13 protein-coding genes are annotated in these 14,164 nt (G+C 38.8%); 6 read left to right on the top strand and 7 right to left on the bottom strand.

Translation table 11 applies throughout. From position 1 onward, the window contains the following. Positions 1-416 precede the first annotated feature (416 nt). The 3 genes from FRZ67_RS09575 (at position 417) to FRZ67_RS09565 (ending at position 2,900) form a co-directional block, all read left to right on the top strand. The gene (locus tag FRZ67_RS09575; protein WP_147189339.1) at positions 417-1,442 is read left to right on the top strand and encodes a rod shape-determining protein; all 1,026 of its coding nucleotides are present in this window, start codon (positions 417-419) and stop codon (positions 1,440-1,442) included. A 73-nt stretch (positions 1,443-1,515) separates the two neighbouring features. Then, on the top strand, positions 1,516-2,367 hold the full coding sequence (gene mreC, locus FRZ67_RS09570; protein ID WP_147189338.1) for a rod shape-determining protein MreC: 852 nt from the start codon (positions 1,516-1,518) through the stop codon (positions 2,365-2,367). Next, positions 2,367-2,900 (top strand): rod shape-determining protein MreD, encoded by a 534-nt coding sequence (locus FRZ67_RS09565; protein ID WP_147189337.1) that lies wholly within the window; start codon positions 2,367-2,369, stop codon positions 2,898-2,900. Before mreC ends, FRZ67_RS09565 begins: the two co-directional genes overlap by 1 nt. Positions 2,901-2,969: 69 nt before the next feature. Here the strand turns inward: FRZ67_RS09565 and uxuA are convergent, their stop codons facing one another. Then, positions 2,970-4,199, bottom strand: a complete 1,230-nt coding sequence (gene uxuA / locus FRZ67_RS09560; protein ID WP_225975562.1) for a mannonate dehydratase — start codon at positions 4,197-4,199, stop codon at positions 2,970-2,972. Between the two features lie 154 nt (positions 4,200-4,353). Continuing rightward, positions 4,354-5,832, bottom strand: coding sequence for a tail fiber domain-containing protein (locus FRZ67_RS09555; protein ID WP_147189336.1), 1,479 nt, complete (start codon positions 5,830-5,832; stop codon positions 4,354-4,356). A gap of 310 nt (positions 5,833-6,142) precedes the next feature. Here FRZ67_RS09555 and bioB point away from each other — a divergent pair, with 310 nt between their 5' ends. Continuing rightward, positions 6,143-7,153 carry a biotin synthase BioB gene (gene bioB / locus FRZ67_RS09550; protein ID WP_147189335.1) on the top strand — a complete coding sequence of 337 codons (1,011 nt, stop codon included), beginning with the start codon at positions 6,143-6,145 and terminating at the stop codon, positions 7,151-7,153. 210 nt (positions 7,154-7,363) lie between these two features. On the opposite strand, the gene FRZ67_RS09545 is transcribed toward bioB, so the two are convergent. After that, entirely contained in the window at positions 7,364-8,185 is an 822-nt protein-coding gene (locus FRZ67_RS09545) for an energy transducer TonB (protein ID WP_147189334.1), read from the bottom strand. A 487-nt stretch (positions 8,186-8,672) separates the two neighbouring features. Between FRZ67_RS09545 and FRZ67_RS09540 the strand changes: the two genes are divergently transcribed. Beyond that, positions 8,673-9,770 carry an AI-2E family transporter gene (locus FRZ67_RS09540; protein ID WP_147189333.1) on the top strand — a complete coding sequence of 366 codons (1,098 nt, stop codon included), beginning with the start codon at positions 8,673-8,675 and terminating at the stop codon, positions 9,768-9,770. Between the two features lie 164 nt (positions 9,771-9,934). Then, positions 9,935-10,735 carry a DUF6515 family protein gene (locus FRZ67_RS09535; protein WP_147189332.1) on the top strand — a complete coding sequence of 267 codons (801 nt, stop codon included), beginning with the start codon at positions 9,935-9,937 and terminating at the stop codon, positions 10,733-10,735. Positions 10,736-10,877: 142 nt separating this feature from the next. Here the strand turns inward: FRZ67_RS09535 and atpA are convergent, their stop codons facing one another. The 4 genes from atpA to atpE form a co-directional block, all read right to left on the bottom strand. Next, the gene (atpA, locus tag FRZ67_RS09530; protein WP_147189331.1) at positions 10,878-12,455 is read right to left on the bottom strand and encodes a F0F1 ATP synthase subunit alpha; all 1,578 of its coding nucleotides are present in this window, start codon (positions 12,453-12,455) and stop codon (positions 10,878-10,880) included. 124 nt (positions 12,456-12,579) lie between these two features. Continuing rightward, positions 12,580-13,143, bottom strand: coding sequence for an ATP synthase F1 subunit delta (gene atpH, locus FRZ67_RS09525; protein ID WP_147189330.1), 564 nt, complete (start codon positions 13,141-13,143; stop codon positions 12,580-12,582). A 72-nt stretch (positions 13,144-13,215) separates the two neighbouring features. Next, on the bottom strand, positions 13,216-13,710 hold the full coding sequence (gene atpF, locus FRZ67_RS09520; RefSeq protein WP_147189329.1) for a F0F1 ATP synthase subunit B: 495 nt from the start codon (positions 13,708-13,710) through the stop codon (positions 13,216-13,218). Between the two features lie 191 nt (positions 13,711-13,901). Next, positions 13,902-14,141: an ATP synthase F0 subunit C gene (gene atpE / locus FRZ67_RS09515; RefSeq protein WP_262713666.1), complete on the bottom strand. Its 240-nt coding sequence runs from the start codon at positions 14,139-14,141 to the stop codon at positions 13,902-13,904. Positions 14,142-14,164 lie beyond the last annotated feature (23 nt).

Genomic DNA, 14,164 nt, shown 5'->3' with positions numbered 1-14,164 from the left:
GACAAGAGTATAACATGTGAACTTTGAAACGCGTAAACCTGTAAACTTGCTCCTGATATTTTGAACGTACAAGTGAGTGACACAACGAAGATGCCATTTGTACAAAAGCTTGTGAACAAAGCCTTTTATCTTATTTTAGGCACTGTGTTTGCTAATAATTGCCGATTTTGATATAAAAGCCAATAAATTCGCAGCAATTTCGTTTGAATAGAACTTATCTGGCATTGGGTGAAACCAAAGTAAATAGGAATTTCACTTTGATTGACCAAATATACTTCCTACCCTTTTTTAACGAGACTTGTTAATTCAAACAGAAGGCCTGAAAAATCTGCATTTTGCACCTTGTTAATTCGGGTTAATTACATGAATTTTGCAGGCATTCAAATAACAGTACTTAAATCGGAGTTTTTAATATAATGGGAATTTTTAATTTTTTTACACAGGAGATAGCGATGGATCTTGGTACGGCCAACACCCTGATCATCCATAACGAAGAAATTGTAGTTAATGAACCTTCTATAGTTGCCCTTAACAGGAATAACCTGAAAGAAGTTTTGGCTGTTGGTAAACGTGCATTGATGATGCATGAAAAAACGCATGAAAGTATCCGGACAGTGCGTCCGCTGAAAGATGGTGTGATCGCCGATTTCAATGCGGCTGAATTGATGATAAGGGAAATGATCAAAATGATCTATCCCAAGAAACCGTTGTTTCCGCCAAGCTGGAGAATGATGATCTGTATTCCATCTTCTATTACCGAAGTGGAAAAACGTGCAGTTAGAGATAGTGCAGAGCAGGCGGGAGCAAAAGAAGTTTACCTGATACATGAACCTATGGCTGCTGCGCTTGGTATTGGCATTGATGTGGAAGAGCCTGTTGGTAATATGATCATTGATATTGGTGGTGGTACAACAGGTATTACTGTAATTGCGCTTGCAGGTATTGTGTGTGATCAGTCTATTCGTATTGCGGGTGATGAGTTCACTGCAGATATTATGGAAGCACTGCGTCGTTATCACAGTTTATTGATTGGTGAAAGAACTGCAGAGCAAATAAAAATACAGATAGGTGCTGCAATGAAGGACCTGGAAAATCCACCGGATGATATTCCTGTAAATGGTCGTGACCTTGTAACAGGTATTCCAAAACAGATCATGGTAAGTTTTCAGGAAATTGCAGAAGCATTGGACAAATCAATTTTTAAAATAGAAGAAGCTATCCTGAAAGCGCTGGAAACAACACCTCCCGAACTGGCAGCAGATATTTATCGCCGTGGTTTATATTTAACTGGTGGTGGTGCATTGCTGCGTGGTTTGGATAAACGTTTAAGCCAGAAAATAAAATTACCTGTACATATTGCAGACGATCCATTAAAGAGCGTTGTGCGCGGTACAGGCCTTGCATTGAAGAACTACCAGCGGTATCCTTTTGTAATGAGATAATAAGACTTAGTTGCGGGTTACCGGTTCCTGGTTCCCGGTAACTTGTAACCTTTAACCAGGAACTTGTACCACTGTGCGTAATATCTTTCTTTTCATAAGGCGTTTCTTTAACCTCATTCTGTTCCTTGTATTGCAGGGCACAGCGATTTATATTCTTACCAACTACAACAAAACGCACCAGGCTGTCTTAGGTGCAGTAGCCAATGAGGTTACAGGAAGCATCAGCACAAAGTATAATAACATTGAATACTACTTTCACTTAAAGAAGACCAATGATTCTTTGGTAAAAGAAAATGCAAGGCTGCATAATATGCAGCCTTCCAGTTTTGAAAGCGCTGATACAACCAATACAATCAAAGTTGATAGTTTGCTTAAAGACACCATGGGTACCAGGAAATTTCTTTTCATGGAAGCGAAGGTGGTAAACAGCTCTGTATCGCAGGAGAACAATTATATCACTTTACACCGTGGTGCAAAGCAAGGAGTAAAAACTGATATGGCTGTTATTGGTCCGGATGGTATTGTTGGTAAAGTGATTCTTGTAAGTGATAATTATAGTCGTGTTATGAGCCTGCTGAACAGGAAGAGCAAAGTGAATGCGATGCTTAAGAAAGGCTTTTATACCGGCGACCTTGAATGGGATGGTAAAGACCCTTCTTACTTAACATTAAGCAGTATATCCAAAAGTGCGAAAGTACAAAAAGGTGATACGGTGCTTACCAGTAATGTGTCGCAGGAACTGAGTTTTCCGCCTGGTTTAATGGTTGGTACTATAGCAGAAATTATTCCTGATCCGGGCAGCAGTTTCCTTACTTTGAAAATAAGGTCTGCTACAAATTTTTACAGCCTGCAGTATGTTTATTTAACTGAGAATCTTCAATGGCAAGAACAGAAAGAATTAGAAGCTAAAACACCAAAAGATTAATGAGCAATCTGCTTAAAAATATTATCCGTTTTACTTTATTTATACTGGTGCAGGCATTTGTGCTTGATAAGGTTCCGCCATTACACCAGTTTGTAAAACCTATATTGTATTTTCTTTTTGTGCTATGGCTGCCTTTTAGTATTAACCGCAGTGTGCAATTGATCATTGCATTTATATTCGGCTTATGTATGGATTATTTTACCGGTACGCCCGGCATGCATGCAATACCATGCGTTATGATCGCTTATCTGCGTCCCTTCTTACTAAACATATTATTATCGCAGGAAAAAACAGAAGTAAGTTATGCAGAACCCAGCATCAAAAGCCTTGGCTGGGCTCCATACAGTGTTTATATTGTAGTGCTAACATTCATACACCATGCATGTCTTGTATTAATTGAATGGTTACAGTTTGGTGATTTTGTTTTCTTCATAGGTAAAGTTGCTGCATCAACCGCAGTAAGTATCTTACTCATCTTTATAACAGAAATGTTGTTCCCACGCAAAGCGAAGTTTAGAACAAACGCAGCATAGTTTTTTATGAACTATCTTTTGAATAAGCATTAAGCTTAGGTTGTGTCACTCACTTGTACGCCTTGTTTTTTATTCAGCGATTGGTGCAGTTGTATTTTTTTCTTCTTCCATCATGCTTCTGTAAATACCAAGTTCCAAACCTCTAATTTCAGCAAGTCCCCTTAGCCTTCCGATAGCAGAATAACCAGGATTTGTTTTTTTGTGCAGATCATCAAGCATCTGGTGGCCATGATCAGGCCGCATAGGAATAGATATATTTCTTTGTTGCATTACTTTCAAAAGATTCTTTACTACTGCATACATATCTACATTGCCGTCAAGATGATTGTCTTCAAAAAAATCTCCCCACTCATTTGTTCTTGTACTACGAAGATGAACAAAATGAATTCTGTCTGCGAACTGCATAACCATCTCAGGCAATTTATTATCAGGTCTCACACCAAATGATCCTGTGCAAAAACATAATCCATTGCTTAAAGAAGGAAATGCATCAAATATTTGTTGTGCCTGCCGGTAATTACAAACTACTCTTGGTAATCCTAAAATACTATATGGCGGATCATCAGGATGAATAGCCATTTTTACACCTGCCTCTTCTGCAACAGGAATAATTTCTTTTAAAAAATCAATAAGATGTTGCTGTAATGTTTTTGTATCTATGTCTTTATATCTTGCCAGCGCAGCTTTAAGATCATCAAGAGAAAAACTTTCTTCACTGCCCGGTAAACCTGCAATAATGTTTTGCATCAGCTGAATTTTATCTGCTGCAAACATAGATGCGAAGCGGGTTTTGGCGCGGTTCAACTCTTCCCAACTGTAATCATGTTCTGCACCGTCTCTTTGCAGCATATACATATCAAATGCAATGAATGCAGCTCTTTCAAAACGAAGTGCTTTACTGCCATCGGGTAATTTGTAAGCAAGGTCAGTTCTTGTCCAATCAAGTATCGGCATGAAATTATAAGTAACGATATTTATTCCGCAAGCTGCGAGGTTTAATAAAGTTATCTTATAATTTTCGATGTATTGTTTATAGTTACCGGATTGTGTTTTGATATCTTCATGAACAGGAACACTTTCTACAACATCCCAGTAAAGACCTGCAGCTTCAATTTCATTTTTTCTTTTTTGAATTTCTTCTACTGTCCAGATTTCACCATTAGGAATATGATGTAAAGCAGATACAACACCTGAACACCCTGCCTGTTTTATATCTGATAAGCTAACAGGATCTGTCGGGCCAAACCAACGCATGGTTTGAAGAAAAGTGTATACCTGCTTAGATGTTTGATCGCTCATGAAAATAGTAAGGTTTTGTGTTGCGTAAAGATATGCAGTACAAGTGTGCGACGCAACGAAAGCTAAATAGAATATAAATGCCAGACACAAAAAAAAGATCCTCATTCAAAACTTGAATGAGGATCTTTTTAATTAATTAATATATAAGTTAATGCTACCTGTTTATGATCATTTGTTTTGTATCGATCTTTTTACCATCGATGTATAAACTGTAGCTGTAAGAACCGGCTGACAAGGAAGCACCATCAAATGTAAGTTGTGATGCACCTGAAGAAAGTGGTATTGTTTTAATTACTTTGCCAGAGCCCGTTTGACTAACAATAATGTTTGCATTGCTACCTTGTGGTACACTGAAAGAAATTACCGTACTCTTTGTAAAAGGATTCGGAAAGTTCTGGTTTATTGAAGCGCTGCTTGCTGAAATGGTACCTGTAGATTTTGTTAATTGACTTACTGTTTGTGATAATACTGATACCTGGTTTTTGAGATCATCATTTTGTTTGCTGAGTTCCTGCATTGCTTTGATCATAATAGGGATGAGTTCTGTGTAGTTTACAGCTTTTATATTCATAGTTTCAGCAGATGGCGCCTGCTTTACGCTTTGTGCTATTGTTTCCCTGGAAGGCTGGCTGCCATCAGTTGTTCCTCTAATTGCATCCGAATGGGATTCATTAACAGGGTGAGCACCTTCCTTTACAAGATTTGGTAACACTTGTTCAAGGTCTTGCGCTAATAATCCATAATGCGTTCCTTTAGGAAGATTTAGTGATGCATATTTTTCATCAGTCTTAAATTCATAATTTTTAGGCTGTAGCTTATTAATTATACTCATGGCATTATCGAAGTCTTTTATATTTTTCTTCAGATTTTTGTCACTTGTATAATAAGTTCCTGAGGTCCATACATTCCCATCAAATACACCGGCGTAAAATCCGGTGCTGGTACCAGCTCTTACTCCATATGAACTGGTGGAGTAAAAATAACCACCATAATAACTGCTGCTGCTGCCATAAACACCATAACTAGTGCTGCTAGTGCCTGTAGCACCATACCCACCCGAGCTATAGCCATATGTGCCATAACTTGTTCCGGTTCCATAAACACCCAGGTAACCGCTGGAGCCATAAACACCATAATTACTGCCGCTATAACCATAAACGCCATAACTGGTACCAGTACCATAAACGCCAATATAGCCACTCGAGCCATATAGTCCATAATTACTACTGCTGTAACCATAAACTCCATAAGAACTTCCACTACCATAAAGACCATAAGTACCACCAGATGCATACACACCATAAGTACTGCCACTGCCATAAACGCCTAAATATCCGCTTACACCGGCTACACCATAACCGGCGCTACTATAGCCATAAACACCATAACTGGCGGCAGTTCCATAAACGCCATAGCTACTGCCAACGCCATAACCATAGACGGTAGCATTAAAATAACCGTTGCGCCAGCGTTTGGTATTTGAGCCAATGTCTTTTGTGCCAGTAGTACCACCAGGTATTAAATTGACATTTACTGCCGTAGGAGCTACTAAATTGGAAAGTTTGGTGTTTGCCTGTGCATTGCAAAGGTTAGCAAATGCAAGCAAGGTCAGAGAAAAGAATACTTGTTTCATAGTCTAGTTTTTTAATTTGAAAGAAATGATTTTGATACAGCTTGTAAACTGGAAGAGAACTAGTTCGAAATGGCTTTAGAAATATGGATATTGTTTTTAGTTCAATAATTAAAAGAAGTAATAACTATTTCCCTACTGAAGTGTGTTGGTGGTGTATTAAATATTTCCCATTAGCATCTAATCGTGTTAAATTAATAAATGAATATTAGATTTCATAGCTTTTTTTATTTTTTAATTTCCCTTTTTTTGATCTTACCGGTTATGATTGTAAAAAACCAAACGCCTATTTTTGTCATTACAAAATATGTTTATGGGAAATAATATCCGTAATGACTGGACTATCAATGAAATTGAAGATATTTATCATACACCTTTACTGGAACTGATCTATAAAGCAGCAACTATTCATAAAGAATATAACGATACAGCTGAAGTGCAGGTTTGTACTTTACTAAGTATTAAAACTGGCGGCTGCAGTGAAGATTGTGCGTACTGCCCGCAGGCTGCACGTTATCATACAGGTGTGGATGTGCATGCGTTAATGCAAAAAGAAGAAGTACTTGGGTATGCACAAAAGGCAAAAGATGCAGGCAGTACAAGGTTTTGCATGGGTGCAGCATGGCGTGAGGTACGTGACAATCGTGACTTTGACCGTGTACTTGATATGGTGAAAGGCGTAAATGAAATGGGTATGGAAGTTTGTTGCACACTGGGCATGCTTACAGAAACACAGGCACAGAAATTAGCTGATGCGGGGTTGTATGCTTACAATCATAATCTTGATACATCATCAGAGTATTATGAAGCCATCATTACTACGCGTACCTATGAAGATCGTTTACAGACATTAGATAATGTGCGTAAAGCAGGTGTAAGTGTTTGTTGCGGCGGCATCGTTGGTCTGGGTGAAACACATGAAGACAGAATAAAAATGTTGCATACACTTGCAACAATGCCCGTGCATCCTGAAAGTGTGCCTATCAATGCTTTGGTGCCTGTTGCAGGTACGCCGCTAGAACATAATACCAAAGTTGATATTTGGGATATGGTACGCATGATTGCAACAGCGCGTATTCTTATGCCGGCTGCAATGGTGCGTTTAAGTGCAGGCCGCACAAGTATGAGCGTTGCAGAGCAGGCATTGTGTTTTATGGCTGGTGCAAATTCTATTTTTGCCGGAGATAAATTGTTAACCACACCTAACCCATCTTTTGATGAAGACAATGCGATGTTCCAGCTGCTGGGATTGAAGCCAAGAGCTGCATTTAAAGCAGAAAAAGCAGAAACGCTTGCAGAAGCTGTTGAAGCACTTATGGAGTAAAATTATAACAGCGCTTATATAATGTTTAACCCGCTGAAATTACAGCGGGTTAATTTTTGGGCCGGGCTTAGGGATATTATGGCATCGTTCCTTGCGTCGCACACTTGTACTTTATAATTTTTTCCATCTTATCGAAGCGATGATTTTTAGCAATAACGGCGCAGCCGCAGGCTGCGCCGGAAGGATTGAACTGTTAACCGTATAAAATACTCATCCTTCATTTACTATGAACGTAATGGATTGCGTTTGGCGGTACATAACTTTATTACCATTCTGTATTGCAGGAATCCATTGCTTACTTTTCTTAATAACTTTTACAGCTTCATCAGCAATGCCATAACCGGGATCATTCAATGCCTGTATCTCTGAAACATTACCTTCTCTGTCAACAATGAAAGAAACCTCAACTGTGTACCTTCCTGCAGGTGCACCATTTTCAACAGGAATATCTGTATTGAGTGTTCTTTCCAGAAACTTGCTCCACTCTTTTATGCCACCGGGAAATTGGGCTTCTATCTGAACTTTGGTATATACCGATGGTTCATCTCTTGCAATTGGGGCATCAATTTTTCCTGTTCCTTCTTTTTCAACCAGCGGTGCTACTGCATCGCCAATTTCTTCGCCATCTTTTGTTACGTTTGAAATAGTTACATTTTCAATTTGGTCGTCTGTAGGAACTTCCGGCTCTTTAACCAAATCATCAGGAACAATTTTAGGGATTGTAACAGCAATTGTTTTTGCTTCAATCAGTTTTGGTTTAGGAGTTTCAGCAACAGGTTTCACTTCATCTTTTTCTTTAACTGATGATAAGTTTACTTCTGTTACAACTACCGGATTAATTGCTTCTTTTGATTTCGAACTGGCCAGTAATATGCCGGTAGTAAATACCAAACAAACCACACCCATTCCTATCATTGCTTTCCTGATGCGAATGGAATAAGTGTTACGAAGATCATAAGCGCCATACGCTTTATTTCTACCTTCGAAAATAATGTCGAGCAGATCTGCATTTAGAATTTTGTTAGCTTCCATGGTTTTAGTTTTTTCAACTAAGACACAGCACTAAACAGTATTCCATAAAAATAAAGTTGTGTGGAATTTTGTAAAACTTGCATCGCAGTAGAATTAAAAAGCGCTTACTGCTGCACAGAGTATCACAGTACAAGTGTGCGACGCAACAGAAGGTTAATAGCAATTATTTGGCCGGATTCAAGAAAATAAAATGAGCGATCAATAATTTTATTTTGGGTCAAAAAGATTTATTTATTCTGCAGCAGCATAAACGTTTGCTGTGTCCAGCAGCACTTCCATAAATTTTTTGCCTTTCTTTAATATCTCATCGCCTTCTTTTAGATCGCTCATCATTTCTTTACCTTTCATGCTTTGTAAAAATAATACTAAGACCGCTGCAGCCGCTATGCAAGCAAAAGGTCGACAATTAATTTGCTCTTTCCGTTCAGAATTGTATAACTTAATTAATGAATTAATACTTTTGAACAAACTGCTTTAAACAAACTGCATGGAAAATTCAAAAGAATATAAGGTTAACCGGTATTTTTTTCTTGCCATCATTATAGCGCTGGCAATTTTTTTGGTATTTAGCCTTATTCAGTTTTTTACTGCATTCTTACTGGCTATTATAATTTACATTTTGGGTAAACCGCTTAGCGACTGGCTTATCAAGCGAAGAAGATGGAGGAAAAGTATGGCTGCGTTGCTTATAATAGCTTTATCATTCTTTATTATTCTACTACCAGTTATTACACTTGTTTCACTTCTTTACGATAAAATATCATCTGTTATTACACATCCTGAAAGCATTCTCAGCAGTCTGAAATCTTTTGATGCATATATGCAGAATCGTTTTGGCCTGAAGTTGATCTCTGATAAAAATATTACTGAGTTACAATCTTATGCTACATCGGGACTTTCAGTTATTTTAAGCCAGGGTCTTAGTTTTTTTAGTACCATTATCATGAGTTATTTTTTCCTGTATTTCATGATGATTAATACAGGTAAAATGGAAGCGGCTATTGTATTTTATCTGCCTTTTAAAAAAGATAAGCTATTACTTTTTGGTAATGAACTGGTGGCACAAACATTCAGTAATTCAGTAGGTATACCACTTATTGCTGTGGCTCAAGGTATCTGTGGGTATATAAGTTTTTTGATTGCTGGAGTGCCCGAGCCAGGCTTCTGGGGCATTATAGCAGGGTTTGCTTCTGTAATACCTGTAGTAGGTACAGGCATTGTATGGGTGCCGATTAGTATTTATCTTTTCGCTACCGGCAATAACTGGCAAGGCTTTTTCGTGATTATTTGGGGCCTTCTTATTATGGGCAGTGCAGATAATGTAATTCGATTCTTACTTGCCAAACGCATGGCCGATGTACATCCTATCGTTACTGTGCTTGGCGTTATTATGGGCCTTAAGTATTTTGGAGTTGCAGGCTTAATATTCGGACCAATACTTATATCATTTTTTATTTTGTTATTAAAGATTTACTATTTGGAATATCAAAAACCAGCAGCGGCAAAACGTACCAGTAAGCCAAGGCAATTGATGCCTTCTTATATGCAACCTTTCCTGGGAGGAAATATAAAAAAGAAAAAGTAATAAAATTTTTGTGTTACGGGCTACTGGTTTCTATGGCATCGTCGCTTGTGTCACTCACTTGTACGTTCAGAACTTTATTCAGCTTTAAACTCATTTGGGTTTAACAATTATCAAACTAAACTTATAGCTCGGAGGCTAGTCTTACTTAAGCTAATTCCAATAAAATGAACAGATTATTTTCAGCGGCGCTACTTTCAATTTTGACAATAGCAGCTTTTAGTCAACCGGTAAGTCACAGGAGAGTTTTTGTGCATCCTTCAACAGCGCCGGTTGTAGTACACAGGGCACCTGTTGTGGTAAACAGGGGGCCTGTCGTAGTTAATCGCAGCCCGGTTGTGGTGAACAGGGCCCCGGTAATCGTTAGTCGCCCATCTGTATATTACCCTTATCATGGTATATCATACCGTTTTAACTGCGGTTATTACTATAGGCCTTACGGTAGTTACTGGCGTCCTGCATTCCCGCCAATAGGCTTACGTGTTAATTTTTTACCTTATGGCTATATGCCAATGTATGTGGGGCCTTCTTTGTTCTATTATAATAATGGTGCTTATTACAGAAGATATAATGATAACAGTTATGAAGTGGTAGATCCTCCGATGGGCGCTACATTATCATCACTTCCCGGAGGAGCAAAAAGAGTAACTGTAAATGGCGAAGAGTTTTATGAATTAAATGGGACTTACTATAAGGAAACTACGAATGAAAAAGGCAAAACCGTTTATGTTGTTACAGGCAAACACGGTGAGATAAATAATTCGGTTACTCCTGATTCTTCAGAACAAAATTTTATACCTCAGCAAGGCGATATTATTGATCAGCTTCCTGACAACTGTAAAACAATTACTTTAAATGGAACTACTTACTATGTATCGCCTGATGATATTTATTACCAATCTATAGACCAGGATGGTACTACAAGATATGAAGTGGTGGGAAAGCCTGATGGGAATATCCAGGATTAAGAGCTGAATAAAGGAAATAAGTACAAGAGTGCGACGCAAGAAAAGCTAAACAGTTTTACAAAAGCTAAGTACATAAATTTGAATATAAACAAAAAGGGCGCTGATTTATCAGGGCCCTTTTTATAACTTATAAAAATTATTCTTACTTGTAAGCCGGCATCAAACCTTTAGCTAATTCTACCATTTTAGTAATACCGTCTTCGGGTAAATTACCTTTTTTAAACTCGGCCAGTACTTCAGGCATTTTATTCTGCATTTCAGTTAAGAAATGTTCTTCAAATGCTTTTACATTTTTAACCGCTACATCACGAAGTAAACCTTGTGTACCAAGATAAATGATAGCTACCTGCTTTTCAACTGTTACAGGTGCATACTGTGGTTGTTTAAGAATTTCCACGTTACGTGCACCTTTATCAATTACATATTTAGTAGCAGCATCAAGATCGCCACCGAATTTTGAGAAGGCTTCCAGCTCACGATACTGCGCCTGGTCAAGTTTCAATGTACCAGCCACTTTTTTCATTGATTTGATCTGCGCATTCCCACCTACACGGCTTACAGAGATTCCCACGTTGATTGCAGGACGAATACCGGCGTTGAACAGGTTACCTTCCAAAAATATTTGACCGTCTGTGATAGAAATAACGTTAGTAGGGATATATGCAGATACGTCACCCGCCTGTGTTTCAATAATTGGTAAGGCTGTTAAGCTACCGCCCCCTTTTACAAGATGTTTGATTGAATCAGGAAGATCGTTCATGTTCTTTGCAACAGAATCGTTGGCGATAACTTTTGCAGCACGCTCTAACAAACGGCTATGCAAATAGAATACGTCACCAGGGTAAGCCTCACGACCTGGCGGGCGGCGTAACAACAAAGAAACCTCACGGTAAGCAACCGCCTGTTTAGAAAGATCATCAAAGATGATCAATGCTGCACGGCCGCTATCACGGAAGAATTCCCCAATAGCTGCACCGGCAAATGGTGCATAGAACTGTTGTGGAGCAGGGTCACTTGCAGAAGCAGCAACAATGGTAGTATATGCCATTGCACCATTATCTTCCAATGTTTTCATAACACCGGCAATAGTAGAAGCTTTCTGGCCAATCGCCACATATATACAGTAAACAGGTTTGCCTGCAGCATAAAATTCTTTCTGGTTTATGATGGTATCGATACAGATAGCTGTTTTACCAGTCTGCCTGTCACCAATTACCAACTCACGCTGACCACGGCCAATTGGGATCATCGCGTCAATTGCTTTGATACCAGTTTGTAATGGCTCTTTTACCGGCTCACGATAGATTACACCCGGTGCTTTACGCTCTAAAGGCATTTCATACAAATCACCAGTAATAGGGCCTTTACCATCGATAGGTTCCCCTAACATATTAATAACGCGGCCAGATAAACCATCGCCTACTTTGATAGAAGCGATATTTCCTGTGCGACGCACTTTATCACCTTCCTTAATACCCTTGCTTTCGCCCATCAACACCACACCCACGTTGTCTTCTTCCAGGTTAAGTGCAATAGCTTTTACACCATTTTCGAATTCAACCAGTTCACCGGAACGAACATTGTTCAATCCGTAAACACGTGCAATACCATCACCCACCTGGAGTACGGTACCCACTTCTTCAAGATCAGCAGAGGCATTGAAGTTGCTCAATTGTTGCCTCAGTATTGCTGATATTTCGTCGGGCTTAATCTGAACCATATTTAACTGTTTACAATTTGTAGTTTATAAATAAGTAGTTGAATTTTTTTGAACCCAGCTACAGTATTTTATTTCATTTGTCTTCTGTTGCGTCGCACTCTTGAGCATCTTATTCTTTGTGCAACTATCTTATCTGTTGTACGTAAACGTTCTGACTGAACTGCTTCTTTATATCCTTCAGATCACGAATAATACTTGCATCAACAAGATTATTATTATACTCCAGTAAAAAACCGCCGATCAAACTTTCATCAACTTTTGTTTCAAGTTCTACTTCAGCCAAACCAGCTTCTGTCTTTGCTTTTGCTACAATTGCATTCTTTAGTTCCTCACTTACCGGCACTGCTGTTGTGAGTTTTACTTTATGAATTCCTTTAATGGTATTGTATTGATCAATGAATGTGTCAAAAATCTCAGGCAATTCACTTTCACGGTTTTTTGCCACCAGCAGTTTATTAAACGAGGCAGTAATAGTGCTCACATTACCTGCAGTAACCGCGTCAATGATCTGTTGTTTTTTATCAGATTTAATAACAGGACTATGTAGCAAGTTGGTAAAATCCTTACTTGCTTTGCATACAGCCTGTAAATATTTTGCATCCGCATAAACAGCTTCCAACTGGCCTTTTTCTGTAGCAAGGTCAATCAGGCTTTTTGCGTATCGTGCGGCTAAACGTGGATTGGGCATAATTCAATTTGCAAATTGACTGATGTGCAGATGTGCAGATTTCATTCGCACATTTACACATCTGCACATTAATTAATTTAACTTTACTCCGTCTGCTAATTGCTTAATATAATTTTCCTGTTCTGATTTGTTAGCTAATTCTTTGCGCAACACTTTCTCTGCTACTTCAATTACAAGGTTACCAACCTGATTTTTCACATCGGTCAATGCTGCATTCTTTTGTTGCTGAATAGCAGACTGGGCATCGGCAAGAATACGATCATATTCATTTTTGGCTTTTTCCTTTGCTTCTGCAATCATTTTATTGGTTTCTTCTTTAGCCTCTTTAAGCATTACTGCTCTTTCTTCACGGGCCCTGGCCATTAGAGCTTCGTTCTCACTTTTTAAAGATGCCATTTCTGCTTTTGCTTTTTCAGCCGAAGCAAGTGAATTGGCAATGCCTTCTTCACGTGCCTTCAAACCTTTTGTAATGGCGGGAAAAGCAAATTTTGCCATGATCCAAAAAAAGATAAGGAATGAAACCAGTGTCCATATCAACAAACCAAATTCTGGTGTAAGTAATTTCATAATATATTCCTCCTATTCTCCACAATGGAGATGATTATGATTTTTTCAGTTATATACCAAACGTACAAGAGTGCGACGCAAGAAAAGCTCAATGCTTATTCAATAGCCGGGTTCATAAAAAACTACGAAAAGAACTGTGAAAATTACTGCATCCTCCGCCCTGTGCTTTGGATGCAGTAAAAAATTTGTGTTTACACGAACATTGCAAGGATACCTGCGATAACGGCAAAAAGTGCAACACCTTCTACCAGTGCGGCTGCAAGGATCATGTTTGCACGGATGTCGTTCACAGCTTCCGGCTGACGGGCTATACCTTCTACTGCGCCTTTACCAATCTGGCCGATACCGATACCTGCACCGATTGCTGCAAGACCTGCACCGATTGCGCCTCCGGCATTTGCCCATGCTACGTCGCTTAACAGAACGTTCATTAAGTCCATAATTATTCTTTTAT

Source organism: Panacibacter ginsenosidivorans, assembly GCF_007971225.1.
In the GTDB taxonomy this organism is placed as follows: domain Bacteria; phylum Bacteroidota; class Bacteroidia; order Chitinophagales; family Chitinophagaceae; genus Panacibacter; species Panacibacter ginsenosidivorans.
Note: the sequence above shows the minus strand (reverse complement) of the source record. Positions and strands in the feature narration are given on the sequence as shown.

Bases quoted from the DNA above. Each gene is read 5' to 3' on its own strand.
- FRZ67_RS09555 (WP_147189336.1), bottom strand. From the start codon at position 5,832: ATGAAACAAGTATTCTTTTCTCTGACCTTGCTTGCATTTGCTAACCTT.
- bioB (WP_147189335.1), top strand. From the start codon at position 6,143: ATGGGAAATAATATCCGTAATGACTGGACTATCAATGAAATTGAAGAT.
- uxuA (WP_225975562.1), bottom strand. From the start codon at position 4,199: ATGAGCGATCAAACATCTAAGCAGGTATACACTTTTCTTCAAACCATG.
- atpA (WP_147189331.1), bottom strand. From the start codon at position 12,455: ATGGTTCAGATTAAGCCCGACGAAATATCAGCAATACTGAGGCAACAA.
- atpH (WP_147189330.1), bottom strand. From the start codon at position 13,143: ATGCCCAATCCACGTTTAGCCGCACGATACGCAAAAAGCCTGATTGAC.
- atpF (WP_147189329.1), bottom strand. From the start codon at position 13,710: ATGAAATTACTTACACCAGAATTTGGTTTGTTGATATGGACACTGGTT.
- FRZ67_RS09545 (WP_147189334.1), bottom strand. From the start codon at position 8,185: ATGGAAGCTAACAAAATTCTAAATGCAGATCTGCTCGACATTATTTTC.
- FRZ67_RS09575 (WP_147189339.1), top strand. From the start codon at position 417: ATGGGAATTTTTAATTTTTTTACACAGGAGATAGCGATGGATCTTGGT.
- FRZ67_RS09565 (WP_147189337.1), top strand. From the start codon at position 2,367: ATGAGCAATCTGCTTAAAAATATTATCCGTTTTACTTTATTTATACTG.
- FRZ67_RS09535 (WP_147189332.1), top strand. From the start codon at position 9,935: ATGAACAGATTATTTTCAGCGGCGCTACTTTCAATTTTGACAATAGCA.
- FRZ67_RS09540 (WP_147189333.1), top strand. From the start codon at position 8,673: ATGGAAAATTCAAAAGAATATAAGGTTAACCGGTATTTTTTTCTTGCC.
- atpE (WP_262713666.1), bottom strand. From the start codon at position 14,141: ATGAACGTTCTGTTAAGCGACGTAGCATGGGCAAATGCCGGAGGCGCA.